The organism is Bradyrhizobium sp. CCBAU 11357, from assembly GCF_028128865.1.
GTDB lineage: Bacteria > Pseudomonadota > Alphaproteobacteria > Rhizobiales > Xanthobacteraceae > Bradyrhizobium.
The window spans coordinates 95,706-118,254 of the sequence record NZ_LBJW01000096.1 but is presented as its reverse complement, the minus strand read 5'-3'; the positions used below and the strand labels follow the sequence as shown (position 1 = coordinate 118,254).

Annotated in this window: 17 protein-coding genes; 12 read left to right on the top strand and 5 right to left on the bottom strand. The window is 65.1% G+C overall.

The window, feature by feature from the left end:
• Nucleotides 1–64 precede the first annotated feature (64 nt).
• Nucleotides 65–922, bottom strand: a complete 858-nt coding sequence (locus tag XI05_RS15305; RefSeq protein ID WP_271502932.1) for a VOC family protein — start codon at nt 920–922, stop codon at nt 65–67.
• Nucleotides 923–1,067: 145 nt separating this feature from the next.
• Nucleotides 1,068–2,258, bottom strand: a complete 1,191-nt coding sequence (locus XI05_RS15300) for a urate hydroxylase PuuD (RefSeq protein ID WP_271502928.1) — start codon at nt 2,256–2,258, stop codon at nt 1,068–1,070.
• 259 nt (nt 2,259–2,517) lie between these two features.
• Between XI05_RS15300 and XI05_RS15295 the strand changes: the two genes are divergently transcribed.
• Nucleotides 2,518–3,822: a PQQ-dependent sugar dehydrogenase gene (locus tag XI05_RS15295; RefSeq protein WP_442869275.1), complete on the top strand. Its 1,305-nt coding sequence runs from the start codon at nt 2,518–2,520 to the stop codon at nt 3,820–3,822.
• Nucleotides 3,823–3,873: 51 nt separating this feature from the next.
• On the opposite strand, the gene XI05_RS15290 is transcribed toward XI05_RS15295, so the two are convergent.
• The gene (locus tag XI05_RS15290) at nt 3,874–4,674 is read right to left on the bottom strand and encodes an SDR family NAD(P)-dependent oxidoreductase (protein WP_271502922.1); all 801 of its coding nucleotides are present in this window, start codon (nt 4,672–4,674) and stop codon (nt 3,874–3,876) included.
• A gap of 243 nt (nt 4,675–4,917) precedes the next feature.
• Here XI05_RS15290 and XI05_RS15285 point away from each other — a divergent pair, with 243 nt between their 5' ends.
• The 4 genes from XI05_RS15285 to cyoD are packed head-to-tail and all read left to right on the top strand — an operon-like array spanning nt 4,918 to nt 8,765.
• Nucleotides 4,918–5,751: a cytochrome ubiquinol oxidase subunit II gene (locus XI05_RS15285; protein ID WP_271502919.1), complete on the top strand. Its 834-nt coding sequence runs from the start codon at nt 4,918–4,920 to the stop codon at nt 5,749–5,751.
• Complete coding sequence (gene cyoB, locus XI05_RS15280) at nt 5,741–7,741, top strand: cytochrome o ubiquinol oxidase subunit I (protein ID WP_271502969.1); 2,001 nt, start codon at nt 5,741–5,743, stop codon at nt 7,739–7,741. Before XI05_RS15285 ends, cyoB begins: the two co-directional genes overlap by 11 nt.
• Complete coding sequence (locus XI05_RS15275) at nt 7,741–8,382, top strand: cytochrome (ubi)quinol oxidase subunit III (protein ID WP_271502916.1); 642 nt, start codon at nt 7,741–7,743, stop codon at nt 8,380–8,382. The genes cyoB and XI05_RS15275 overlap by 1 nt, the downstream gene beginning before the upstream one ends.
• The gene (cyoD, locus tag XI05_RS15270) at nt 8,379–8,765 is read left to right on the top strand and encodes a cytochrome o ubiquinol oxidase subunit IV (RefSeq protein ID WP_271502913.1); all 387 of its coding nucleotides are present in this window, start codon (nt 8,379–8,381) and stop codon (nt 8,763–8,765) included. The genes XI05_RS15275 and cyoD overlap by 4 nt, the downstream gene beginning before the upstream one ends.
• 218 nt (nt 8,766–8,983) lie before the next feature.
• On the opposite strand, the gene XI05_RS15265 is transcribed toward cyoD, so the two are convergent.
• Complete coding sequence (locus tag XI05_RS15265; RefSeq protein WP_271502909.1) at nt 8,984–9,772, bottom strand: thermonuclease family protein; 789 nt, start codon at nt 9,770–9,772, stop codon at nt 8,984–8,986.
• 202 nt (nt 9,773–9,974) lie between these two features.
• On the opposite strand from XI05_RS15265, the gene XI05_RS15260 reads away from it, so the two are divergent.
• From XI05_RS15260 to XI05_RS15245, 4 genes are all read left to right on the top strand, one after another.
• Nucleotides 9,975–11,573, top strand: a complete 1,599-nt coding sequence (locus XI05_RS15260) for a GMC family oxidoreductase (RefSeq protein WP_271502906.1) — start codon at nt 9,975–9,977, stop codon at nt 11,571–11,573.
• Between the two features lie 195 nt (nt 11,574–11,768).
• Nucleotides 11,769–12,218, top strand: a complete 450-nt coding sequence (locus XI05_RS15255) for a hypothetical protein (RefSeq protein ID WP_271502903.1) — start codon at nt 11,769–11,771, stop codon at nt 12,216–12,218.
• Between the two features lie 91 nt (nt 12,219–12,309).
• Entirely contained in the window at nt 12,310–13,329 is a 1,020-nt protein-coding gene (locus tag XI05_RS15250) for a S1C family serine protease (protein ID WP_271502900.1), read from the top strand.
• Nucleotides 13,330–13,388: 59 nt separating this feature from the next.
• Nucleotides 13,389–15,113, top strand: a complete 1,725-nt coding sequence (locus XI05_RS15245; protein WP_271502897.1) for an FAD-dependent oxidoreductase — start codon at nt 13,389–13,391, stop codon at nt 15,111–15,113.
• Between the two features lie 139 nt (nt 15,114–15,252).
• On the opposite strand, the gene XI05_RS15240 is transcribed toward XI05_RS15245, so the two are convergent.
• Complete coding sequence (locus XI05_RS15240) at nt 15,253–18,726, bottom strand: indolepyruvate ferredoxin oxidoreductase family protein (protein WP_271502895.1); 3,474 nt, start codon at nt 18,724–18,726, stop codon at nt 15,253–15,255.
• A 165-nt stretch (nt 18,727–18,891) separates the two neighbouring features.
• Here XI05_RS15240 and XI05_RS15235 point away from each other — a divergent pair, with 165 nt between their 5' ends.
• The 3 genes from XI05_RS15235 to XI05_RS15225 all read left to right on the top strand — a co-directional run bounded on the left by XI05_RS15235 (nt 18,892) and on the right by XI05_RS15225 (nt 22,527).
• The gene (locus XI05_RS15235) at nt 18,892–19,833 is read left to right on the top strand and encodes a hypothetical protein (RefSeq protein WP_271502893.1); all 942 of its coding nucleotides are present in this window, start codon (nt 18,892–18,894) and stop codon (nt 19,831–19,833) included.
• Between the two features lie 317 nt (nt 19,834–20,150).
• Nucleotides 20,151–20,849 carry a cysteine hydrolase family protein gene (locus XI05_RS15230; RefSeq protein ID WP_271502890.1) on the top strand — a complete coding sequence of 233 codons (699 nt, stop codon included), beginning with the start codon at nt 20,151–20,153 and terminating at the stop codon, nt 20,847–20,849.
• Nucleotides 20,850–20,859: 10 nt separating this feature from the next.
• Nucleotides 20,860–22,527, top strand: coding sequence for a regulator (locus tag XI05_RS15225; protein ID WP_271502887.1), 1,668 nt, complete (start codon nt 20,860–20,862; stop codon nt 22,525–22,527).
• Nucleotides 22,528–22,549 lie beyond the last annotated feature (22 nt).

Genomic DNA, 22,549 nt, shown 5'->3' with positions numbered 1-22,549 from the left:
TTGGATGGCCGGGAAGCCTACAGCCGCCGGGTAAACACCCGTTAGTCTAAAGAATTGGTTCAAATCAGCCGGCAACGAAGGCGAGCAGGGTGCCGTTGGCCTTGGCCGGCGGCACGCAGATCGCAGCTCCGCTCCGCACGGCGGCCGACCCCAGCGCCTTCTCGGTGGCCGCGAGATCGCCGCTGACCAGCACCAGCGCGGCGCCGCCGCGCTCGGAGAGGCCCGTCAGGGACACGCCAGGATAGCGCTTGGCAAGCTGGTCCAGTGTCAGATAGACGAAGTCAGCGCGATCGCCGCCGGAGGGCACGCTGACCGCGCCGTCCGCGTCGGTCTTGGCTTCGCGGTCGATCAGGCGGGCGAGATGCGCGGCCTCCTTGGCGGGCTCTGGCGTTGCGATCAGCGTCTGCTTGATCCGCTTGGCTGCATTGGCGTGGGTCATCAGCTCGGGAATCCACACGGTCTCGCGGGTCTTGTGCTGGCAGGCGAAGATGCGCACGCCGCCCGGCGCTTCCGCCGTCGGCCACATGAAGGTGCGGAATTTCGCCGCCGAGATCGTACCATCAGGCAGCGTGACAGGGCGTTCGAAATCGGTCGGGCCGATCGGCTCCAGTCCCCGTGCGCGGATCTCCTCGGCGCCGGCGGCGCTATCGACCGCGGTGAAAGCGATGCGCTCGATGCCTTCGCCGCGCTTGTCCAGGAAGGCGCGCGCGGGAACATTGAGCTCGGTCGGGGCGAGCACGCCGAGCAGCTCCATATAGTCGGGGTCGAACATGATGGTGTAGTTGCCTGTGCCCATATGAACGCTGTGGGTACCGCGCGGGGACACGGTGAAGCCCAGTTGCCGATAATTCTCGGCGGCCTTGTCGAGGTCCTTCACCATGACGACGGCGTGATCGATACCGATGACGTTCTTGAGGGCCACTGTTCTTATCCCCGATTGCAAGCTGACTTTGCGCCGCGCCGGCGGCTGCCGGCCATGTCTACGCCGGATAGGCGGCCAAGTCATTTTCAATTCGGCGGGAGAAGCGGAATTTCATTCCGCGCAATGCATCCTCGTCCGACGCGCCTCAGCGCGCCTGCTCGATATAGGCCGCGAGGACGGCGCGCTCCTCGCCGGTCATTTCCGTGATGTTGCCAGGCGGCATCGCATTCGACCAGGCCGCGACCCGCCCGATCAGGCGGATGTTGCGATGGATGTGCTCGGGCGTGTCGAGCAAAATGCCCTTCGGCGCGGTGACGATGCCGGCCCAGACCGGCTCGGCTGCATGGCACATGCTGCAGCGGGACATCACGATCTCCTCGACATTGGCGACCGTGACCGGCGCCGACAATGCGCCCGTCTTCACCTCGCGCGGGCCGGCGGCGGAGAGAAAGAGAATAGCAATAACGCCGGCAGCGGCTACGCCCCACACCCACCACGGCGATTGGCGCCCGGCATGGCGCTCGTTGAAGAAGTGGCGGATCACCGGCCCGAGCGCCAGAATGATCGCGACGATGATCCAGTTGAAGCGCGTGGCGTAGAGCAGGGGATAGTGGTTGCTGATCATCAGCACGACCACGGGGAGCGTCAGGTAATTGTTGTGGACCGAGCGCTCCTTGCTGGCCTTGCCGAGCTTCGGGTCGGGCGCCTGTCCGGCGATCAGGCTGGCCACGATCTTCTTCTGGTTCGGGATGATCAGGGTAAAGACATTGGCCACCATGATGGTGCCGATGATCGCACCGATCTGATTGAAGGCGCCGCGGCCGCTCAGCACATGTGTGAAGGCGTAAGTGAGCGCGACCAGGAACAGATAGCCGCCAATGGCGAAGGGCAGCTCGCGCTGCGCGAGCCCGGTGCGGCAGGCGGCCTCATAGAGCAGCCATGCCAGCGCCAAGCTGCAGAAGCTGAACAGGCCGGCCTGGAATGGCGTGAGGGCGAGGATCGACTTGTCGACCAGGAACAGATCGGCCTCCAGATAATAGACCACCACCATCAGCGCGAAGCCGGATAGCCAGGTGGTGTAGGCTTCCCATTTGAACCAGGTCAGCTCGTTCGGCATCTGGCTGGGCGCGACCAGGTATTTCATGATCCGGTAGAAGCCGCCGCCATGGACCTGCCAGGCCTCGCCCTGCACGCCGTCAGGCAGGTCCGTCTTCGGCTTCAGGCTGAGGTCGAGGGCGATGAAATAGAAGGAACTGCCGATCCAGGCGATCGCGGCCACCACGTGCAGCCAGCGCAGCAGCAGGCTCGCCCATTCCGATATGATGGATCCCCACATGATCTCCCCATCCGACGCGACCTGGATGCCGCAGCCTCCATGACCGTAACCGGCGCTCGCCGCCCCCACAATGTGTCGCACCGTTCAACCGCGTTTTCCAGTATGATGGGCTGCGGCTGATGCACATCGTGCGGGCATGAACTGACGTGGGATTCGGCAGGCGCCAAACTCGCCGCAGACCTTTTTCGGTTGATCGGCGTTGACGCACGACACGGGCAAGGCGGAGGACGACGTGAGCGACAGGATAACGTTCGTGGCGATGCTCGCAGCGCTGCTGGTTGTGGCCGGCGCGCAGGCCGAGCCAGTGTTGCAAGGCAAGGACGCCTATGGTGATTGGCGCGCTGACAAGCCCGGCACGGTCAGGCTGATCCGGCCGCAGGATCTGGTCAGGCCTGGCGCCACGCGATCGGTTGCGAGCTCGTCGCGCGTTGTGCCGCGTCCGCCGGAAGCCGAGCTCCAGGTTCCGGCCGGCTTCAAGATCGAGCTGTTCGCCGAAGGCCTGCGCGCGCCGCGTATCATCCGCGTGGCACCGAATGGCGATGTGTTCGTCGCGGAAACACGAGCCGGGACCATCCGCGTGCTGCGCGCGGGTGAGGGTGGCAAGGCCGCGACCAACGAGGTGTTCGCCAGCGGCCTGCGGCAGCCATTCGGCATCGCGTTCTTTCCCAATGGCGACAATCCGCAGTGGGTCTACATCGCCAACACCGACAGCGTCGTCCGCTTTCCCTACCAGGCCGGCGATCTCAAGGCGCGCGGCAAGGCGGAGACGATTGTCGCGAGCCTGCCGCATGACGGCGGGCATTCCACGCGCGATATCGTCTTCACGCCCGACAACAAGCGTATGCTGGTGTCGGTGGGCTCGCTCAGCAATGTCGCCGAGGGCATGGGCACACCGCCGGGCGGGATGGACGCGTGGTCGAAGACGCAGCCGCTCGGCGCAACATGGGCCAGCGAGCTCGAACGTGCCGCAGTGCTGTCCTTCAATCCCGACGGCAAGGATCGAAAGATCTATGCCACCGGTATCCGCAACTGCGTGGGCCTCGCGATCCAGCCGCAGACCGGGCTGCCCTGGTGCTCGACCAACGAGCGCGACGGCCTCGGCGACGATCTCGTGCCCGATTACGTCACAAGCGTGAAGGAGGGCGCGTTCTACGGTTGGCCGTGGTTCTATATCGGCAACAATGAAGACCCACGCCATGCCGGCGCGCGGCCGGATCTCAAGGACAAGGTGACGGTGCCTGATGTGCTGATCCAGCCGCACTCCGCCTCGCTCGGCATGACGTTCTACCAAAGCACGCAGTTTCCGCCCGAATACCAGGGCGACGCCTTCGCTGCCGAGCACGGCTCCTGGAACAGGTCGAAACGCACCGGCTACAAGGTGATCCGCATCCGCATGAAGGACGGCAAGCCCACCGGCGAGTACGAGGATTTCGTCACGGGGTTCGTCGTGAACGACAGCGAGGTGTGGGGCAGGCCGGTGGGAGTGGCGGTGGCGAAGGATGGATCGCTGCTGGTTTCGGAAGATGGCAACGGCACGATCTGGCGGGTGACATATTCGCGATGAGCGCCTTACTCTTTGCCTCTCCCCGCAAGCGAGGAGAGGGAGAAGAGCACCTCACCCCCGCCTCACGCTCGCTCCACCATCCACCGGCAGCGTCACGCCGGTGATGAAGTTCGCCTCATCGCTCGCCAGGAACAGCGCGGCGTTGGCGACGTCCCAGCCCGTGCCCATCTTCCTGCGCAGCGGCACCTTGCTGTCGCGTTCGGCTTCGACTTCGGCGCGGGTCTTCTGCCATTCGCGGGCGCGGGTATCGACGGCCATCGGCGTGTTCATCAGGCCGGGCAGGATGACGTTGGCGCGGATGCCGTATTCGGCGTTCTGGTAGGCGAGCTGTTCGGTGAAGGCGATCATCGCCGACTTCGTCGCCTTGTAGGCGACGTAAGGATAGGTCGTGATTGCTGCCATCGACGAGATGTTGATGATGGCGCCGCTTCTCTGCGCGCGCATGATCGGGATCACTTCCTTCGCAGCGAGAATGCAGCTCTTCAGATTGACGGCAACGACGTGATCGAACGCCTCCTCGGTCAATTGCAGCAGCTCGGCATCCCCGCCGGCGAGGCTGACGCCGACATTGTTGTGCAGCACGTCGATACGTCCCCAGCGCGATTGCGCATCCGCAACCATCGTCTTGATGTCCTCAGCTTTAGTTACGTCCGCCTTGAAGGCCGCCGCCGCGCCGCCTTTCGCGGCGATCACCGCCACTGTTTCCTGCGCCGATTCCAGATTGTGGTCGACGCACAAAACCTTGGCGCCCTCGCGCGCGAAGGTGAGCGCCGTCGCGCGGCCGTTGCCCATGCCTTCGCCGGGGCTTTGCCCGGCCCCGACGACGATCGCGACCTTGTCCTTTAAGCGCATCTCGGTTCACTCCCGTCCTCGTCATTATTTTCGTGCAGACTAGCAATCGCCCTGATGGGAGAGAAGAGCGCGCTTTCCGCCTTCATGTCATTGACATCACACGGAATTGCATGTGGCGGCCGGCCCCTCGCGCATGGCTGGCCGTTGCAGTCCCGGAACCGTTCCGACCTCGCAGCGTTTGTTGCGGAGCCTTTCCCGCGCTAGGCTCAGTCCCGGGGCTTCCCAACCACCAGTGGCTTGCCGATGAATCTGCTCGACCCACAAGGGCCCGTGGCTGCCGCCAACAGCACCATCCTGGTCGATTCCGTCTTCATCATGCTCGTGATCGTGGTGCCGACCATTTTCGCGATTCTGGCTTTTGCGTTCTGGTTTCGCGCCTCGAATCCAAGGGCGCGCTATCAGCCGGAGTTCGTCTATTCCGGCCGCGTCGAGATGGTGGTGTGGGCGATCCCGGCGCTCACGGTGATCCTGCTCGGCGGTGTCGCCTGGATCGGCTCACACCAGCTCGATCCCGCAGCGCCCGTGCCGGGCACCGGCAGCCCGGTGCGGATCCAGGCCGTCTCGCTCGACTGGAAATGGCTCTTCATCTATCCGGACCAGCGCATCGCCACCGTCAACACGCTGACGGTGCCGACCGGCGCCGAGCTGAACTTCCAGCTGACATCGTCGAGCGTGATGAACACGTTCTTCATCCCACAGCTCGGCAGCATGATCTACACCATGAACGGCATGGTGACGAAGCTGAACCTGCGCGCCGACAACGAAGGCAAGCTTCAGGGCCTGTCGGCACATTTCTCCGGCGACGGTTTCCCGGACATGATGTTCGACGTCCACGTGATCTCGCCGCTCGCCTTTCCGGACTGGGTGGCAAATACGGCGAAGACGGATGCGGTGCTGAACGAGGACAGCTACAAGAAGCTGATGCAGCAGGGCGTCGAGAAGGGGCGGCCGACCTATCGTCTCGAAGATCCGCGCCTGTTCGATCTGATCGCGACCCAGCACATTCCGCCCGGGCCGGGGCCGGAGCTCGCGTCCGAAGCAGGCCGGTCGCACAGTGGAGGCCATGATGCTCGGTAAGCTCGATTGGTCGGCCATCCCGTTCGACCAGCCGATTCCGCTCGTCGCCGGCGCGGTGGTGCTGGTCGCCATCCTCGGCGTGCTGGCCTGGGTCGCCGTCAAGGGACATCTGCCCTATCTCTGGCACGAATGGATCACCAGCGTCGATCACAAGCGCATCGGCGTCATGTACATCCTGCTGGCCTCGGTGATGCTGCTGCGCGGCGGCAGCGACGCCATCATGATGCGGATCCAGCAGGCGGTGGCCTATCAGTCGCAGGGCTATCTGCCGCCGGAGCACTACAATCAGATCTTCTCGGCGCATGGCACCATCATGATCTTCTTCGTGGCGATGCCGTTCGTGATCGGGCTGATGAACCTCGTCGTGCCGCTCCAGCTCGGCGTGCGCGACGTCGCCTTCCCGACGCTCAATTCGGTCGGCTTCTGGCTGACAGCGACCGGCGCGCTGCTGGTCAATGTCTCGCTAGTGGTCGGAGAGTTCGCGCGCACCGGCTGGCTCGCCTTTCCGCCGCTGTCGGAATTGGCCTACTCGCCCGGCGTCGGCGTCGACTATTACGCCTGGTCGCTACAGATCTCCGGCGTCGGCACGCTGGTGGCCGGCATCAATCTCGTCACCACCGTGCTGAAGCTGCGTACCAGGGGCATGAACTACCTGCGCATGCCGATGTTCTGCTGGACCACGCTGGCCTCGAACCTCCTCATCGTCGCGGCGTTCCCGATCCTCACCGCGACGCTCGCGATGCTGCTGCTCGACCGCTATCTCGGCTTCCACTTCTTCACCAACGAGGCCGGCGGCAACGTCATGATGTTCATGAACCTGATCTGGGCCTGGGGCCATCCCGAGGTCTATATTTTGGTGCTGCCGGCCTTCGGCATCTTCTCCGAGGTGGTCTCGACCTTCTCCGGCAAGGCGCTGTTCGGCTACCGCTCCATGGTGCTTGCGACCATGGCGATCTGCGTCATCTCCTTCATGGTCTGGCTGCACCATTTCTTCACGATGGGGGCAGGGCCGAACGTCAACGCCATCTTCGGCATCGCCAGCATGATCATCGCGGTGCCGACCGGCGTGAAGATCTATAACTGGCTGTTCACGATGTATGGCGGCCGCATCCGCTTTGCGACACCGATGTTGTGGTCGGTCGGCTTCATGGTCACGTTCATCATCGGCGGATTGACGGGCGTCCTGGTCGCGGTGCCGCCGGCGGACTTCATGCTCCACAACAGCATGTTCCTGGTCGCCCATTTCCACAACGTCATCATCGGCGGCGTGCTGTTCGGCGCCTTCGCCGGCTTCGAATACTGGTTTCCGAAGGCGTTCGGTTTCCGCCTCGACGAGCGCTGGGGCAAGGCGGCGTTCTGGTTCACCTTCACGGGCTTCTACGTCACCTTCATGCCGCTCTATATCGTCGGCATGCTCGGCATGACCCGGCGCATGCAGCACTATGACGTCGCGGCCTGGCGGCCCTGGATGATCATCGCTGCACTCGGCATGGCCGTGCTGACGATGGGTGTGATCTGCCAGATGGTGCAGCTCGTGGTCAGCATCCGTAATCGCGAGGCGCTGCGCGACCGCACCGGCGATCCCTGGGACGGTCGCTCCCTGGAATGGGCGACCTCGTCGCCGCCGCCGGTGTTCAACTTCGCGTTCAATCCAGATGTGCGTGGCGAGGATGCCTACTGGGAGATGAAGGCGCATGCCCGGCAGCAATCGTTCGAGCATGAAGAGCCCGAATATCAGGACATCGAGATGCCGCGCAATTCTCCTACCGGCTTCGTCTGCGCGTTCTTCGCCACCATCATGGGCTTCGCCCTGATCTGGCACATCTGGTGGATGGTGATCCTCGGGGGGATCGGCGCGTTCGCGACCTTCGTCGTGTTCGCCTGGCGCGACCATGACGAGTACGTCATTCCGGCCGCGGAGGTCGCCGCGATCGACCGCGTCAATATCGAGGAACGGCGCAGCCTCGTCAGCATGGCGGGAGCGGTCTGATGGCGATGACCGCGACCGTCGGCCACACCCATGCCGATCCCCATCACATCGGCGTCGTCATCGAGCATCCCGGGCCCGCGCCGAAGCGGATCGTGACCGCCTATGGCTTCTGGATCTTCCTGCTCTCCGACATCGTGATGTTCTCCTGCTTCTTCGCGGCCTATGCGGTGCTATCAGGCCAGACCGCCGGCGGCCCCAAGGGCGCGGAGATCTTCGAGCAGAGGAACGTCGCGATCGAGACGGTCTGCCTGCTGCTGTCGAGCTTCACCTGCGGCATGGCCAGCATCGCCGCCGACGTGCGCAACCGGTTCTGGTTCTATCTCGGCATGAGCGTGACGTGCGTGCTCGGCCTCATCTTCCTGGTGATCGAGTTCCGCGAATTCGCCGACCTTGTCGGCCGTGGCTACGGCCCGTCGCGCAGCGCCTTCCTGACCGCGTTCTTCTCGCTGGTCGGATGCCACGGCCTGCACGTCTCCGCCGGCGTGCTGTGGCTGCTCACCATGATGGCGCAGGTGTTTGCGAAAGGCTTTCGTGCCGACGTGCTGCGGCGGATGATGTGCTTTGCGCTGTTCTGGCACGCACTCGACATCATCTGGGTCGGGGTGTTCTCCGTCGTCTACCTGCTTGGGGGTGCCCCATGAGCGATCAGACGCATATTCCGGCCGGGCACGATCTCGCGCCGGGCGAGGAAGAGCAGCACAGTGTCGGTGAGCGGATCCTGGGTTATGTCGTCGGTCTTGTTCTGGCGCTGTTGCTCACGGCGACGTCGTTCTTCATCGCCGGCACCGACCTGGTCTGGCAGCCTTCGATTCCCGTCGCGCTGATCGTGCTTGCGATCGCGCAGATGGGCGTGCACCTCGTATTCTTCCTGCACATCACCACCGGCCCCGACAACACCAACAACGTGCTGGCGCTCGCCTTCGGGCTGCTGGTGGTGTTCCTGGTGGTGGGCGGGACGGTCTGGATCATGGCGCATCTCAACGCCAATATGCCGCCGATGGACCAGATCATGCGGACGCAGTGACAGACCCCGCACAAAAAAGAAGAGCCGCTTGTGGTGACAAGCGGCCCAAGTCTAGGGAGGAAACGCCCGAGCAAAGACAATCCGATGAGGATCGTCTGCCAAGGAAGCGCTCGCGCAAAGCGCGTGCGCACTCTTATAGGTGCAGCAACTCCCGACGAAGCTCAATTCCGGATCAATACGGTCTCGGACTACCACTCACGCGTGCGTGAAGGAAATGTTCACTTCGGCCGACGGCAATTGTAGGCCTTCCGAAAGCCGGCGGCCTGGGCGTCGTCCTCGGAGCAGAACCAGCGGTCCGGCTTGGTGGTCGCCGGGTAGCTCGGGCAGCCACGCAGATGATAGATGCCGATATTGCCGGTGACGCGGGCGCGCACCGCGAGCTTGCCCTTGATGCTGCAGCTGGGTGGCATGGTCAGCTCCTCCGGAAACAGCACGGCGCGGATCTCCTTGTCGCGGTCGGGCCGGCAGGCGGCGCCCAGCAGTGCGCCGTCCTTCTTGCCGCTGCGGAAATCTTGCGGCGCAACAAAGCAGCCCTTCCAGATCCCGGTCGCCGCCGTCTTGGCCTCGTTGGCCGCCGGCTTGACGTTGGCCTTGATCGGCTCGCGTGCGAGGGCAAAGCCGAGCTTGATCAGCTGCTCGTTCAAGCTGGCCTTGTCGCCCTCGGCCGTGCAGATGGCGCGGTGGCGCTTGCCAAAACTCTTCTCGGGTCCGACATCGTCGCAGCGCACCGTCCGCTTGTTGATCAGCTTGGCCAGCTGATCGCGGGCCTCGATGCCGCAGGTCCAGGTATCGGCGTGATCGTCGATGCAGACCTGGTCCAGCTCCGGCGCGTCGACGCCGTCGAGCCGGTAGGTGACGTCGCCGACCTGGATGGAGTTGCCGTCACGGACCGTCGCGGCGCCGGTCAGCGCGGAAACCGGTCCGGACGAGGCCAGAAATCCGGACAAGGCGAGAAACGAAACGAGCGCAAAAGCGCGGGGGGCGGCAAAGAATTTCTGGAAGGACATACGGTCTCGCTATCGATGGCTCGTGCGCCCTGTTCCTAGCATCCGGATGTGGCGAGACCAATGGTCTGCGCCGTGCGAAGTGCGACATTCCCGCCCCGCAGCTTTACTCCGCCGTCGCTCTGACCCTATCGTTCGCCGGCCCTCGCGACGCGCGAAAGGCCGAATCGCCCGGTAAGCGGCGAGGGGGGAGGACAAGGTTGCGATGAAAGACCCCGTGGACGTCCTGATCATCGGCGCCGGCGCTTCGGGCGCGGCGGTGGCGTGGTCGCTGGCCGAGACCAAGATGCACATCCTCTGCCTGGAGCAGGGCGGCTGGATGAACCCGGCGGAATATCCCAGCACGGGCCGCGACTGGGAGGCCAAGTTCTACGGCGAATGGTCGTCGAGTCCGAATGTCCGTGGCCGGCCCGAGGACTATCCGATCAACGACGACAACTCTCCGATCAAGGTGGTGAACTACAACGCGGTCGGCGGCTCGACCGTGATGTACACCGCGCACTGGCCGCGGCTGCATCCCTCCGATTTCAAGGTGAAGACGCTGGACGGCGTCGCCGACGACTGGCCGATCGACTACGACGTGCTGACCCCGTTCTTCGAGGAGAACGACCGCATGATGGGCACGTCGGGGCTATCAGGCGATCCGCTTTCGCCGCTGACGCATCCGCCCATGCCGCAGCAGCCGATGGGCTTGTCCGGGGCCATCATCGCCAAGGCCATGAACAAGCTCGGCTGGCATTGGTGGCCGTCGGACACCACGGTCGCGACGATGGACTATGAAGGGCGGGCGCGCTGCATCAATCTCGGCCATTGCACGCCGGCTTGCGCGCAAGGCGCAAAATCCTCGACCGACATCACCTATTGGCCGCATGCGATCCGCGCCGGCGTCGAGCTACGCACCCATTGCCGGGTGCGCGAGATCACCACCGACGAGAACGGCATGGCCTCGGGCGTGGTCTATTATGACAAGGACGGCGTCGAGCAGTTTCAGCCTGCGCATGTCGTCATCATCGCCTGCAACGGCGTCGGCACGCCGCGGCTGCTGCTGAACTCGGCGTCCAGCCGCTTTCCGAACGGGCTTGCCAATTCGTCCGGTCTCGTCGGCAAGAACCTGATGTTTCACCCCTATGCGCAGATCTACGGCTATGTGAAGGAGCCGACCGACTCCAACCGCGCGCCTCCGACCTGCCTGTGGAGCAAGCAATGGTACGACACGGACCTGTCGCGCGGCTTCGTGCGCGGTTACGGCGTCCAGTTCGTGCGCGGGGCCGGGCCGGTGTTCGAGGCCGTCGTCAGCGAGCAGAAAGGCATTCTGCCGTGGGGCGAGGATCATCACCGCGTCTTCCGCAAGCTCAACGGCCACCGGCTTGGTTTCTCCGCGATCTGCGAGGATTTGCCGGAGGAGCACAATCGCGTCACGCTCGATCCGGTGCTGAAGGATAGCCACGGTATCCCAGCGCCGAAGATCGACTACAAGATCAGCGAGAACAGCCGGAAGATGATGGAGCATGCACTGGCGCGCGGCCGCGAGTTTCTCGAGACGGCCGGCGCGACCGACATCTGCGTCAACTCGCCGATCCCCTGGGGCGGCTGGCACCTGCTCGGCACCGCGCGCATGGGCACCGACCCCGCGCGCTCCGTCGTCAACGAATGGGGCCGCACGCACGACGTGAAGAACCTCTTCATCGTCGACGGCAGCATCTTCGTCACCTCGGGGGGCGTGAACCCGACCTCCACCATCCAGGCCCTCGCGCTCTACATCGCCGACCAGATGAAGCAGCGCCTCGCCAATTTGTTTGATTGACCATGATGCGGATCCAAGCAAGCGGCGACCTCGGTGCACCTCTCCCGCTTGCGGGAGAGGTCGGCGCGGAGCGCCGGGTGAGGGCACCCTCCTCTCGGGGAATCCCTCCGCGGAGACACCCTCTCCCCAACCCTCCCCCGCAAGCGGGGGAGGGAGCGCACTGTCATCGCCGCACGAGCTTTGAAAGAGCACGTCATGTCTGATCAACTCGCCCTCACGCCGCGACAGCGCGAAGACCTCCGCACCATCGCCGCGATGATCATTCCTGCCAGCGACGAGTACAAGGTGCCGGGCGCCGATGATCCAGCGATCCAGGCCGACATCCTGGCAACGCTCGGCCGCGACACCAGACAGGTCGTGGCGGCGCTGGATCACCTGGCGCGGCTTGCGGGAATGCCGCTCGCCGACCTCGCGCCCGACGCGCGCGACGGCGTTGCTCAGCAGTTCCGCACCTCCGGCGGCGTTGCCGCCGCAACCCTCGTCCGTGTCGTGCTGCAATGCTACTACCGCGATGACCGCGTGCTGGGCTCGCTGGGGCTCGAGCTGCGCGCGCCATTCCCCAAGGGCCATGTGCTTCCGGACGGAGACTGGTCGCTGCTCGATCCGGTCAAGGCGAGGGGCGGCGCGCTGCGGCGGGCGCCCTAGCCATCTGGGCAGTCCGGCCCTGCGCTCCGGCCGGGCCACTTGCGCCGGCGGGAACAGGCCACCATTTGTGTGAGCCTCAAGGACTCTTGCCATGTTGGATTTCACCTCGGATATCGCCGATGACGTGCCGTCATCGCGAAAGACGGCGACCGCCCCGGTCGATGACCGAGCGCTGCTGGACGCCTATTCCAATGCCGTGATCGACGTCACCGACCGGGTCGGCCCTGCGGTCGTGCGGGTCGAGACCGGGCCGAAAGTGCCTGATAGACGCGAGCGCGGCGGCCTCGGCTCCGGCATCGTGATCTCGCCAGACGGGCTCGTGCTCACCAACAGCCATGTCGTCGGCACGTCGAAGGAGATCCGGCTGCGCGACGTCGAGGGCCATGTCGGCGACGCCCAGGTGCTCGGCGTCGATCCCGACACCGACCTTGCGCTGCTGCGCGCCGATGGCGTGCGCCATCTGCCCTATGCCGCTCTCGGCAACTCCAAGACGTTGCGGCGCGGCCAGCTCGTGATCGCGATCGGCAATCCGCTCGGCTTCGAATCCACCGTGACGGCCGGCGTCGTCTCGGCGCTCGGGCGCTCGATCCGCTCGGTGAGCGGGCGCACCATCGAGGACGTGATCCAGACCGATGCCGCGCTCAATCCCGGCAATTCCGGTGGGCCGCTGGTCTCCTCGCATGCCGAGGTGATCGGCATCAACACGGCGATCATCAACGGCGCGCAGGGCATCTGCTTCGCGGTTGCCAGCAACACCGCGCAATTCGTGCTGTCGGAGATCATCCGCCACGGCTATGTCCGTCGCGCCTATATCGGTGTCGCCGGGCAGACCGCACCGGTCCCGCGGCGGCACGCGGTGCTGGCCGGCGTCGAGAACAAGATGGGCGCGCTTCTGATGCAAATCGAGCCGGACGGCCCGGCAGCCAAGGCAGGCTTGTTGCCCGGCGACGTCGTGATCAGGCTCGACGGCGTCGAGATCAACGGGGTCGACGACCTCATCCGCGTGCTCGATCGCGACCGGATCGGTCGCCGGCTCGCCATGGACGTGCTGCGCCTCGGCCGCCTGCGGACGATCGATATCGATCCCGTAGAGCGCAAGCCGCAACGCTAGCCCTCGACCGCCGGGACGAGGTATGACGGTGTCATGCCTCGCTTTCCGACACCTGCCGCATGATGCCGGCGCATGAGACCTACGACGTCATTGTCGTCGGTGCCGGCGCTGGCGGCATGACGGCGGCGGCCGTGGCCGCTGCCGAAGGCCTGCGCGTGCTGGTGATCGAGAAGACCGCTTTCGTTGGCGGCACCATGGCATGGTCCGACGGCCTAGTCTGGATCCCCGCCAATGCCAAGATGAAGCAGGCAGGGCTCTCCGACAGCGTCGCCGACGCGGTACAATATCTGTCGAGCACGGTGCCGGAGCCGGCCAATGCCGGCCTGCGCGCCGCCTTCCTCGCGCGCGGGCCGGAGGCGATCGCCTGGCTCGAAGCCAACACCGAGGTGCGGCTCGAAGCGGTGAAAGCTTGCCCGGATCATTATCCGGAACGGCTGGGCGCGACGGCGGGCGGCCGCGTTCTGGAGCCGGTCGCGTTCGAAGGCACGCTCCTGGGCAAGGCCTTCGCGCGATTGCGGGCGCCGCTGCCGGAACTCACGCTGTTCGGCGAGATGATGGTCGATCGGCTCGATCTTCAGCATCTGCGTCGGATCGGCAAATCGCTGCGCCCGACCTTCCGCGCGGCGGGGCTGGTCGCTCGATACGCTCTGCAACGGCTGCGTCATCCGCGCGGCACGAGCTTGCATCTCGGCAATGCGCTCGCCGCGCGGCTGTATGCCTCGCTGCTGTCGCGCCAGGTCGAGATTCTCTTCAGCGCGGATGTCGAGGACTTGTCGATGCAGGGCAATCGCGTCGCCGGCGTGGTAATCCGCCATGGCGCCCGGAATCGCCTGATCGCAGCGCGCCGCGGCGTGGTGCTGGCGACCGGGGGCTTCTCGCACGATGCGAGCTTACGCAAACGCTTGTTCCCATCAGGTGCAGGTTTGGTCTCTGCGGCCAGCCCATCGAGTACCGGCGACGGGATTCGGCTTGCGACCACGGCCGGTGCTGCGCTCAACATGGATGCGACGAGCGCAGCCTATTGGGTCCCGGCCTCGCTATTCCGCCGCGCCGACGGCAGCCGCGGCGTGTTCCCCCATATGGAGACCGAGCTTGCCAAGCCCGGTGTGATCGCCGTCAACGCCGCGGGCCGGCGCTTCATCAACGAGGCGCAATCCTCCCATGCGTTCGTGCTTGCCATGCTGCGCGATGGCAATGGCGTGCCGGAGCGGCCGTTTTACCTCATCTGCGATCGCGCATTCCTTCGGAACTACGGCCTCGGCCGCATCAAGCCATTTACGCGCAACGTCCGGCGCTATGTCGCAAGCGGTGAGCTGATCGAGGCCCCTGACGTGGCCCAGCTGGCGACCAAGATCGGCATCAAGCCCTCCTCGCTGTCGGCCACGATTGCGGCCTATAACGCCGGTGCAAAGGAGGGCCGCGATCCCGAATTCGGCCGTGGCAGCACCATCTCCCAGCGCCATCTCGGCGATGCCGCCCACAAGCCCAACCCCTGCGTCGCGCCGATCGTCCGCCCGCCGTTCTTCGCGCTGCGCATCTATCCGGCGGATCTCGGCACCGCGATCGGCATGAAGGTCGACGCGCAGGCGCGCGTGCTGCGCGAGGACGGCACCCCGATCGCCGGCCTCTACGCCTGCGGCAACGACATGGCCTCGATCATGAACGGCCATTGTCCGGCGCCGGGCATCATGCTGGGCCCGCCGCTGACGTTCGGGTACATCGCGGGGCGGCATCTGGCGGAGAGGACGACAAATCTGCCAAGCGCCGCGAAGGCATCTGTCTGATTGTTGTCTCCGCCGTATCTGCCACCTCCGTCATTGCGAGCGCAGCGAAGCAATCCAGGCTGTCTCCGTGGAAAGACTCTGGATTGCTTCGTCGCAAGGGCTCCTCGCAATGACGGTGAGAGAGGTTCGTGCCTAACCGCTACTCCGCCGCCGCTGCAAAGCGGCTGTTCTCCAGCTCCGCCTCGAGCCGCGCCGTCTCGGCCGCCGCCAGCTTGATATTGGCCTCCTTGACATGCCCGAAGCCGCGGATGGTCTCCGGCACGCGCGCGAGCCGCGCCAGCAGCGGGATCTGCTCCGCCCTCAGTCCGGCGATCCGCCGATCGATCATGGCAAAATAGTCCTCGATCAGCTTCCGCTCCGTCCGTCTCTCCTCAGTGCGGCCGAACGGGTCGAACGCGCCGCCGCGCAGGAATTTGAGTTTTGCCAGCACGCGGAAGGCGTGGATCATCCAGCCGCCGAACTCCTGCTTCTGCAGATGTCCGGTCACCTTGTCGCGCTTGGCGAAGATCGGCGGTGCCAAATGATACTTCAACGTGAAATCGCCGTCGAACTTCTCCGACACTTTCTTGGCGAAGCTGCCGTCGGTGTAGAGCCGCGCGACCTCGTATTCGTCCTTGTAGGACATCAGCTTGAACAGGTTCTTGGCAACCGCTTCGGTGAGCTCGGTTGACGCGGGCGAAACCGCGCTCTCCGCCTTGCGCACCTTGGCGAGGGCTGCAAGGTAGCGGTCGGCGTAGGCTTGGTCCTGATAGGAGGTCAGGAACTCCGCGCGCGTCGCGATGATGTCGTCGAGCGATTTGGTCGGCGCGGACGCTCTAGCCTTGAACTCGAGCACGCTACGCACGCGCGACATGTCATGGGCGGCGAGCCGGCCCCAGGTGAAGGCGAGTTTGTTCATCTCGATCGCGGCGCCGTTGATCTCGATGGCGCGGAGCAGGGCCTCCAGCGACAGCGGGATCGCGCCTTTCTGGAACGCGAAGCCGAGCATGAAGGGATTGGTCGCGATGGAATCGCCCATCAGCGCCGCGGCAATGCCTGTGGCGTCGATAATGTCGAGGTTGTTGTTGCCGATAGCGTCGCGCAGCACGGTCTGCATCGCGCCCATCTCGAAGTCGAGATCGGGGTTTTGCACGAAGCTCGCGGTCGGCTGCAGATCGGCGTTGATATAGGCCTTGGTCACGCCGCGCTCGGCGCGGCTCAGCGCAGTAGGGCCGGCCGAGACGATCATGTCGCAGCCGAGGATGACGTCGGCACCGCCCGTGGTGATGCGGACCGCGGAGATGTCTTCCGGCCTCCGTGCGATGCGCACATGGCTCATCACCGCGCCGTTCTTCTGCGACAGGCCGGTGAAGTCGAGCGCCGAGCAGCCGCGGCCGTCGACATGGGCGGCCATGCCGAGCAGCGCGCCGATGGTGATGACGCCGGTGCCGCCGATCCCGGTGACGAGGATGTTGTAGGGTCCGTCCAGCTCACGCGCGGGCGGCAGGGGCAGGTCGGCGAACAGCTGCCCTGAATCCACCGCCGAGGTCTTCATGCACTTCAGGCTGCCGCCATGCACGGTGACAAAGCTCGGGCAAAAGCCCTCGACGCAGGAAAAATCCTTGTTACAGTTCGACTGGTCGATCTGGCGCTTGCGGCCGAATTCGGTTTCCAGCGGCTGCACTGAGACGCAGTTGGAAGCCTGCGAGCAGTCGCCGCAACCCTCGCAGACCAGCTCGTTGATGAAGGCGCGCTTGGCGGGATCGGGATAAAGCCCGCGCTTGCGGCGGCGGCGCTTCTCGGCGGCGCAGGTCTGGTCGTAGATGATGACCGTAAGGCCCTTGATGTCGCGCAGCTCGCGCTGCACGGCGTCGAGCTCGCGACGGTGATGGATGGTCGCGCCTTGCGGGAAGTTGCCTTGCGGATATTTGCTCGGATCGTCGGAGACGATCGCGAGCCGCTTGACGCCCTCGGCCCAGACCTGATGCGCGATCTGCGCGACGTTGAAGGCGCCTTCGGCCGGCTGGCCGCCGGTCATGGCGACGGCGTCGTTGTAGAGGATCTTATACGTAATGTTGATGCCGGCGGCGGAGGCGGCGCGCAGCGCCAGCAGGCCGGAATGCGTATAGGTGCCGTCGCCGAGATTCTGGAAGATGTGATTCTCGGTAGTGAAGGGCGATTGGCCGATCCAGTTCACGCCCTCGGCGCCCATATGCGAGATCAAATCCGTGCGGCGGGTCGGCATGCTCAGGGCCATGCCGTGGCAGCCGATGCCGGCCATGGCGCGGCTGCCCTCGGGCACGCGCGTCGAGGTGTTGTGCGGGCAGCCCGAGCAGAAGAACGGCGTGCGCGCAAGCTTGATCGGCGTGCTCGTCGCGACCGGATTGTCGAAGGCCTCGAGCCGGGCCAAGCGCTGCTCCAGCACCGGGCTGTGATGGCCGAGCTTGCGCAAGCGCGCCACCAGCGCGCCAGCGACGATGGTCGGCGTCAGCTCGCCCTCGCTCGGCAGCAGCGGCGCGCCGCGCTCGTCGCGCTTGCCGGTGACGGTCGGACGGCGGGACGCATCGACGTTGTAGAGGATGCGCATCAGCTGGTCTTCGATGAAGCCGCGCTTCTCCTCGACCACCAGCACGTCCTGCAGGCCCTCGGCGAAGCGCTTCGCGCCGCTTTCCTCCAGCGGCCAGGTCAGCGCGACCTTGTAGATGCGCAAGCCCAGGTCCTGCGCGTCCTTGTCGGTGATGCCCAGATCGGCGAGCGCCTGGCGCAGATCGAGATAGGCCTTACCGGTCGCGACGATGCCAAGCCGCGCGGCCTTGGAATCCAGCACGATGCGGTCGAGCTGGTTGGCGCGGGCAAAAGCCTGCACGGCGGCCATCTTCGGCCCGAATAGGCGCTTCTCCGCCTCCAGCGGCGGATCGGGCCAGCGGATGTTGAGGCCGCCGGGCGGCATCTCGAAATCGTCGGGGATCACGATCTTGATGCGCTCCGGGTCGCTGTCGATCGAGGCCGAGCTCTCGACGGTCTCGCTGATCGCCTTGAAGCCGACCCAGCAGCCGGAGAAGCGCGACAGCGCAAAGCCGTAGAGGCCGAGGTCGAGATAGTCCTGCAGTGTCGCCGGATTGATGACGGGGATCAGCGCCGCCGCGAACACCTGCTCGCTCTGATGCGCCAGCGTCGAGGACTGGCAGCCATGGTCGTCGCCGGCGAGCGCGAGCACGCCGCCATTGCGCGAGGTGCCGGCGGCATTGGCATGCTTGAGCGCATCCACCGAGCGGTCCACCCCCGGGCCCTTGCCGTACCAGATGCCGAACACGCCATCGACCTTGGCGCCGGGAAACAGGCCGACCTGCTGGCTGCCCCAGACGGCGGTGGCGGCGAGGTCCTCGTTGAGGCCGGGCACGAAGGCGATGTCGTGCTGCTGGAGATGTGATTTCGCGCGCCACAGCGCGTGGTCGTACATGCCGAGCGGGGAACCGCGATAGCCCGAGATGAAGCCGCCGGTGTTGAGGCCCTGAAGCCGGTCGCGTTCGCGCTGCAACATGGGCAGGCGAACCAGGGCCTGCGTGCCGGACAGGAAGATCCGCTTCGATTCGAGCCGGTATTTGTCGTCCAGCTCGACCTGCAACAGCGTCATTTCGGGAGTCCTCGTCTCTTGGCTCGGCATGGGGTTTGCGCTGCGGGAGGGAGTGCGGCTGCGCGACGCGAATTGTGACAGTCAAAAGGATGGGCCCGCGAAGTCAATATCGCTGGCCGCATCCGTGGCGCTCCTGCTAGTCATGGCTTGCAAGCGGAGGAAAACATGACGGCGTTCGATACCGAGATCACTCAGACCGGAGGCGCCTTGGTCGGGCCGTGGCGCCGGCCGCGACAGATGCTGCAGGCGCAAACCTATGACGCGCATGCCTCGATTCATGACGACGCCACCGCGCAGAAGCTGGGCTTCAAGGGCGGGACCATCGAGGGCCCGACGCATTTCAGCCAGTTCGCTCCGCTTTGCGAGCGGCAATGGGGGCAGGTCTGGTTCGAAAGAGGTTGCCTTTCTGCCCACTATCGCAGCGTCTGCTACGAGGGTGAAGAGGTGCAGGCGATCCTGATGGCTTCTTCGGGTGAGCAACCGGAGTGTCAAATTCAAATGGTCAAGCGGGACGGCACCGAGGTGCTGCGCGGCACGGCTTCCATCGTCGACAGCCCAACGGCTCTTGGTCTGCGTCTGCGCGAGCTTAAGCCGCTCGGCGACCCGGTGATCCTTCGCGACGTGCAAGTCGGTGTGACCGGCAAGCGGCAGTCGGTGCGCATGGCGTTCGACCAGACCATGGGCGACCTCTATCCGTTCTCGCTGAGGCAGAAGCTCGCCGTCATCACCGAGAGCTCGCCGTACTATTCGGGCGCGGACAACCCGTGGGGCAAGCCCATCATCCCGATGGAGATGCTGAGCGTGCTATTCCAGTACCGCTCCAAGGACGATCCGCTGCCGGCCAAGGGCCCGGCCGTCGGCCTGTTCGCCGACCAGGAGATCCGCCTGCTGAAGGGTCCGCTCTTCGTGGGCGAGGAGTACGAGGTCGAGCGCGAAGTGGTCGCACTGTCCGCCAGCCGCCGCACCGAAAGCGCCTGGGTCAAGACGCGCGTGTTCGACAAGGCGGGCACGATGGTCGCAACCATGCTGCTCAACGCGGCAACGCTGAAGGACTCTTATGCGCCGTATGAGGAGGAGTATCGGCGGCTGTATGGGGCAGGGCGGTAGCCTCTGCTCATCATTCCGGGGCGCGCGTAGCGCGAACCCGGAATCCATTTTACCTCGCGTACCGCGGCCCGATGGATTCCGGGCTCGACGCTGACGCGTCGCCCCGGAATGACGGCGGAACGAGAGTCGTGGCCCGCTTATCCTTTAAGCAAATGCACGTCGCAAAGCCGTCGCACAGTGAATGAGCAGGCGCGGGCTCTTCCGATAACATTTTGATAGCGCAGAAAATTTCCTCGCGCGGTGCTCCGGACCGCAATTGTACACAATGGCACGGCGCTTGCAGAACTCCCGGCCAAGAGAGTTCTCGCGGGGCCGTCATGTTGAACTCAGCCAAGCCGACAAAGGGCGTCGTCAGCGCCGAGCCCGAGCCGATCACACTCGACTGGCCCGCCACCGCGCTTCTCATCATCGACATGCAGCGCGATTTCATGGAGCCCGGCGGCTTCGGCGAGACGCTGGGCAACGACGTCAGCCAGCTCGCGCGCGCGGTGAAGCCGATCGGCGCGGTGCTGACGGCGGCGCGCGATACCGGCATGCTCGTCATTCACACGCGCGAAGGGCATCTGCCCGATCTCTCCGACGCGCCGCCGGCGAAGGTCGAGCGCGGCGCGCCGAGCCTTCGCATCGGCGATCCCGGTCCGATGGGGCGCATCCTCATTCGCGGCGAGGCCGGCCACGACATCATTCCCGAGCTCTATCCGCTCGACAGCGAAATCGTGATCGACAAGCCCGGCAAGGGAGCGTTCTACGCGACCGAGCTCCGCGAGGTCCTGGAGAAATACGGCATCGAGAATTTGCTCGTGTGCGGCGTCACCACCGAAGTGTGTGTCAACACCACGGTGCGCGAGGCCAATGACCGCGGCTATCGCTGCGTCGTCATCGCTGACGGCTGCGCGTCCTACTTTCCCGAGTTTCACGAGATGGGCCTGAAGATGATCAAGGCCCAGGGCGGCATCTTCGGCTGGGTCGCGGATTCAGCCGCAGTTCTGGAGGCAATGAAGGTTTCGACCACATAGGGGTATTATCATGAGCACATTGACGGGGGCGGCCGGCAGTTCTGATCTGAACAAGTCCGAGTTCAAGCCGGCGCTATGGACATCGGGCGACTGGAACGCGTTTTTCGGCTTCGGCACCAACATCCTCGTCAACATGCTGGTGCTCACGGGCCTGTTGCGCTTCGTGCTGAAGATGCCCGATAGCCTCGTGTTCGGCCGCATCCTGCCCGCGCTGGGGCTGATGATGTGCCTCTCCACCTTCTATTACGCGTATCTCGCCTACCGCCTCGCCCAGAAGACCGGCCGCAACGACGTCTGTGCGCTGCCGTCGGGCGTCAGCGTGCCGCACATGTTCATCGTCACCTTCGTGATCATGCTGCCGATCACGATCAAGACCGGCGATCCGCTCAAGGGCTGGTCGGCCGGCCTCGTCTGGGTGTTCTTCCAGAGTTTTATTCTCATGATCGGCGGCTTCATCGCGCCGTTCATCCGCAAGATCACGCCGCGCGCGGCGCTGCTCGGCACGCTCGCGGGCGTCTCCGTCACCTTCATCTCGATGCGGCCGGCGCTCGAAATGTACATGACGCCGCAGATCGGTCTCGTCTGCTTCGCCATCATCCTGGTGAGCTGGTTCGGCGGCGTGAAATATTGGCGCGGCATTCCTGCGGGCCTCGTCGCCATCGCGGCCGGCATGATCATCGCCTGGGGCTCGAACCTGTTCGGGCTCGGCCTCGGCGGCCTGAGCATCGCGGGTGTCGGCGCGGCCTTTGCCAATTTCGGCTTCTCGGTGCCGATCCCGGCGGTGGGCTACGTCTTCTCCGGCTTCGAGTTCCTCGGCATCATCCTGGTCACCGCCATTCCGTTCGGCATCTACGACCTCGTCGAGGCCATGGACAATGTCGAGAGCGCGGAAGCGGCCGGCGACGAGTACCCGACCACGCGCGTGCTCACTGCCGACGGCGTCGTCAGCCTGATCGGCTGCCTGATGGGCAATCCCTTCATCAACGCCGTCTATATCGGCCATCCCGGCTGGAAGGCGATGGGCGGCCGCATCGGCTATTCGGCGGCGACCGGCATCATGGTGGTGGTGCTGTCCTGGTTCGGCATCATCTCGGTGCTGCTCGCGCTCGTGCCCGTCGTCGCGATCTCGCCGATCCTGCTCTATATCGGCATGCTGATCGGCGCGCAGGCGTTCCAGACCACGCCGGTCAAGCACTCGCCCGCGATCGTGCTGGCGCTGACGCCGCATCTGGCCGCCTGGGCCAAGCTCCAGATCGATACCATGCTGGGCTCGACCATGATGGCCGCGACATCGGTTGGCGGGCTCGCCGCCGACAAGGCGGACGCGGTCAAGGCTGCCGCGATCGCTGCGCTGCCGCAGCAGGGCGTGTTCTATCACGGCCTCGAGGTGATGGGCGGCGGCTCCATCCTCGGCGGCCTCATCTTAGGTGCGATCGGCGTCTTCATCATCGAGCGCGACTTCGAAAAGGCATCGGCGTTCGCGCTCGTCGGTGCGGTGCTGACTTACTTCGGCTTCATGCATGGCGAGGCCGTCGGCATCGGCGGCGGCTTTGGCGTGACCCCCGCGGTCGCGCTGGCGTACGCCGTGATGGCCGCCGGCCTGTTCGCGGCCTTTAAGCTCGGCGCCAGCGAGCACTACGCCACGCATCCGGAGATGCACGCCGCACCGGCGGAATAGGGCGAAATCGCAACAAGAGCGG

What these genes read in the sequence shown, in the direction of transcription:
- XI05_RS15245 (WP_271502897.1), top strand. Translation starts at nt 13,389, where the DNA reads ATGATGCCGGCGCATGAGACCTACGACGTCATTGTCGTCGGTGCCGGC.
- XI05_RS15250 (WP_271502900.1), top strand. Translation starts at nt 12,310, where the DNA reads ATGTTGGATTTCACCTCGGATATCGCCGATGACGTGCCGTCATCGCGA.
- XI05_RS15260 (WP_271502906.1), top strand. Translation starts at nt 9,975, where the DNA reads ATGAAAGACCCCGTGGACGTCCTGATCATCGGCGCCGGCGCTTCGGGC.
- XI05_RS15290 (WP_271502922.1), bottom strand. Translation starts at nt 4,674, where the DNA reads ATGCGCTTAAAGGACAAGGTCGCGATCGTCGTCGGGGCCGGGCAAAGC.
- XI05_RS15240 (WP_271502895.1), bottom strand. Translation starts at nt 18,726, where the DNA reads ATGACGCTGTTGCAGGTCGAGCTGGACGACAAATACCGGCTCGAATCG.
- XI05_RS15285 (WP_271502919.1), top strand. Translation starts at nt 4,918, where the DNA reads ATGAATCTGCTCGACCCACAAGGGCCCGTGGCTGCCGCCAACAGCACC.
- XI05_RS15275 (WP_271502916.1), top strand. Translation starts at nt 7,741, where the DNA reads ATGGCGATGACCGCGACCGTCGGCCACACCCATGCCGATCCCCATCAC.
- XI05_RS15300 (WP_271502928.1), bottom strand. Translation starts at nt 2,258, where the DNA reads ATGTGGGGATCCATCATATCGGAATGGGCGAGCCTGCTGCTGCGCTGG.
- XI05_RS15235 (WP_271502893.1), top strand. Translation starts at nt 18,892, where the DNA reads ATGACGGCGTTCGATACCGAGATCACTCAGACCGGAGGCGCCTTGGTC.
- XI05_RS15225 (WP_271502887.1), top strand. Translation starts at nt 20,860, where the DNA reads ATGAGCACATTGACGGGGGCGGCCGGCAGTTCTGATCTGAACAAGTCC.
- cyoD (WP_271502913.1), top strand. Translation starts at nt 8,379, where the DNA reads ATGAGCGATCAGACGCATATTCCGGCCGGGCACGATCTCGCGCCGGGC.
- XI05_RS15295 (WP_442869275.1), top strand. Translation starts at nt 2,518, where the DNA reads ATGCTCGCAGCGCTGCTGGTTGTGGCCGGCGCGCAGGCCGAGCCAGTG.
- XI05_RS15265 (WP_271502909.1), bottom strand. Translation starts at nt 9,772, where the DNA reads ATGTCCTTCCAGAAATTCTTTGCCGCCCCCCGCGCTTTTGCGCTCGTT.
- cyoB (WP_271502969.1), top strand. Translation starts at nt 5,741, where the DNA reads ATGCTCGGTAAGCTCGATTGGTCGGCCATCCCGTTCGACCAGCCGATT.
- XI05_RS15255 (WP_271502903.1), top strand. Translation starts at nt 11,769, where the DNA reads ATGTCTGATCAACTCGCCCTCACGCCGCGACAGCGCGAAGACCTCCGC.
- XI05_RS15230 (WP_271502890.1), top strand. Translation starts at nt 20,151, where the DNA reads ATGTTGAACTCAGCCAAGCCGACAAAGGGCGTCGTCAGCGCCGAGCCC.